General features: G+C 62.5%; 3 protein-coding genes. 1 reads left to right on the plus strand and 2 read right to left on the minus strand.

Annotated features, from left to right (window positions below):
- Positions 1 to 101: 101 nt before the first annotated feature.
- Together EN879_RS32070 and EN879_RS32075 are read right to left on the minus strand one after the other, a co-directional pair.
- Positions 102 to 1,232, minus strand: coding sequence for a glycosyltransferase family 4 protein (locus EN879_RS32070; protein WP_063167774.1), 1,131 nt, complete (start codon positions 1,230 to 1,232; stop codon positions 102 to 104).
- A 10-nt stretch (positions 1,233 to 1,242) separates the two neighbouring features.
- Positions 1,243 to 1,806, minus strand: coding sequence for a polysaccharide biosynthesis/export family protein (locus EN879_RS32075; protein ID WP_013532220.1), 564 nt, complete (start codon positions 1,804 to 1,806; stop codon positions 1,243 to 1,245).
- 260 nt (positions 1,807 to 2,066) lie between these two features.
- On the opposite strand from EN879_RS32075, the gene EN879_RS32080 reads away from it, so the two are divergent.
- On the plus strand, positions 2,067 to 2,448 hold a 382-nt coding region (locus EN879_RS32080; RefSeq protein WP_245493903.1), incomplete at its 3' end, for a Wzz/FepE/Etk N-terminal domain-containing protein.

The following is a 2,448-nucleotide window of genomic DNA, read 5'->3' on the forward strand; positions in this document are numbered from 1 at the left end:
CGTTCATGAGGGCTTTCCGCAAGCTTCCCCTCGGTCATAGCAAAAGAGAGCTAAGAAGCCCTTGAAACAACATACGGCTTTGGAACGGCTTGGTCCTGCGCCTACTTGTCGAGCGCGGCGAAATAGGCGTTCTCGATGTCGGCGGCCATCACATCGGCGCCGAAGCGTGCCTTGAGGTCGGCCCCATCCGGCATCAGGTCGCGATAGGCGGCCGGGTCGGCCAGCGCTTGGCTCATCCTTTCGGCGAGCTCGATCGGGTCAGGTCGGATCAGGGCAGGGGAACCGGTGTCGAATATCTCCGGAATGCCGCCGACCGCTGTTGCGATCATCGGCTTTCCCGCGGCAAGCGTTTCCAGGACGATATAGGGCATGGCTTCGGCGCGCGAAGGAACGATGATAAGCGCGGCAAGGGCAAAGGCCTCCCTGGCCGGCATCGGCGGTAGGAAGCGGACATGGCGCTCGAGCCCGAGGCGTTTCACTTGCCCGTGGTAACGCGGTAGGTCGTCGCCGTCGCCGACCATCACCGCGGTCAGCGCGCGGCCGAACCGTGGGCCGGCGAGCGCCAATGCGTCGATGAAGATGTCCGGCCCCTTCAGGTCGCGCATCATGCCGATATAAAGCAGGTCGGCTGCGTCCGGCGCGGTGATCACCGGCTCGAATTCAGTGGCGCGCAGGCCGTTATAGACGAGGGTGTTGGGAATGGGCGGCTCGCCGACCTTGTGGCGATAGGTCCGCCGCTCATAGTCCGAGACAAACAGCAGATAGTCGGTGAAGCGAGCCATGAAGCGCTCGAGCGCGAAGAACAGCTTTCCGGTGGTCGTGTTCTCGTCATAGTGGAGGGAGCCGCCATGCGGCGAATAAAGGCGGGCTACGCGAGACCTTGATACCCGCAACAACGAGCCGAACAGACGGGCATAGGCGCCACCCTTGGCGCCGTGCCCGTGCAGTACGTCCGGCCGCAATTCCTTGATGATCCTGTACGTGCGCCAAGCCGAGGCAAGGTCGCCGGGACCGACGTGGCGCTGCATCGGCGTGCGATGAATGCCGAGCGCCAGCATGTTCTTCATCTGCTCGAACAGATGTTCCTCGAACGCGCCGCCCGTCGTCGAATCGCAGACGATGCCGACGGAATGCCCGGCGGCGACCTGCGCCTCGGTCAGGTCGCGCACATGCCGGAAAATTCCTCCGACGGGTGAGCGAAAGCAATGGACGATCCTGAGCCTGTCCGCCACTTGGTATCTGTCAGAACAGGCGTTCGCGGACGTAGACCGTATCGCCCGGCAGCAGCGGGTCGGAGGTGACCACGCGGCCGGTCATCACCTTGCCGTTGATGTCGCGGGTGATGTCGACGCTTTCCTGGTTGGCGCGCGGCGTGAAGCCGCCGGCAATGGCGATTGCCTTCTGCACCGTCAGGCCGGGGACGTAAGAGTATTGGCCGGCGGCACCCACTTCGCCCATGACGAAGATCGGCCGGTAGCGGTCGATCTCGACCGAAACGTCGGGATCGCGCAGATAGCCTTGCCGCAATTTGTCGGCGATCTCCTTTTCCATCTGCTGCGCGGTGTGGCCGCGCGCCGGTATGGCGCCGACAAGCGGGAAGGAGAGATAGCCGGATTGATCGACGCTGTAGGTGTTGGTCAGCCCGTCCTGCTCGAACACGGTGACGCGGACGCGATCGCCGGCGCCAAGACGATAGGGCTGATCGAGCACCTCATGGAAGGCGGCCGGCGTCGGCCGGTAGCTGGAACAGCCAGCCAGCATCGATACGGCAAGCAGCGCGCGAAACAGGGAAGCAGTGCTTTTCATGACCGGACAAGTACCTTCGACTGGGCCGCTGCGGCGTCGCAGCAAACATCAGGGATCGAGGCCCGTTATCATCCTGTTAGGGTTAATGGCCGGTAAAGGGAGCGGCCGACACGTGGCGCATCGGCAAGAGTTTTTGCGATTTCTGGCGGTTTTGTTTGTCGCCCGCCAGTAAACCCTAACGGAAACTTACCGCGATCTTAACGGCTGAGTTACCATAGTTGTTTACGGTGCGTGCTGACCCAGTATCGGAGTAGGGATGCATGTCCGTTCAGTCCGCGGCCGCAGATGTCGATGTCGATCTCAGGCAGCTCTTCGCCAGCCTGGCGAGGAATTGGCTGCGTATAGGCCTCGTCGTCCTGTTGGCGACCGGGCTGGCCTTTGCTTTCGCCTCGCTGGCAACCCGGCACTACAAGGCCGAGACGCAGGTGGAGATCGCGCCGCGCGAATCCATCTACACGCGGCCGGCCAGCAACAACAACGACACCGACAAGCCTATTCTCGACGAGCAGGGCGTCGCCACCCAGGTCCAGATCATTTCCTCCAACGAAATCCTCAAGCAGGTCTCGCAAAAGCTTGGGCTGGAAAAACTGCCCGAGTTCAATGAAGCGCTCGACATGTCGGCGCTGAGCCGCGCTCTGGTCC

It is taken from the genome of Mesorhizobium sp. M7A.F.Ca.AU.002.02.1.1, from assembly GCF_003998535.1.
GTDB classification, from domain to species: domain Bacteria; phylum Pseudomonadota; class Alphaproteobacteria; order Rhizobiales; family Rhizobiaceae; genus Mesorhizobium; species Mesorhizobium ciceri.

Coding starts and splice junctions, on each gene's coding strand:
- EN879_RS32075 (WP_013532220.1), bottom strand. CDS start 1,806: ATGAAAAGCACTGCTTCCCTGTTTCGCGCGCTGCTTGCCGTATCGATG.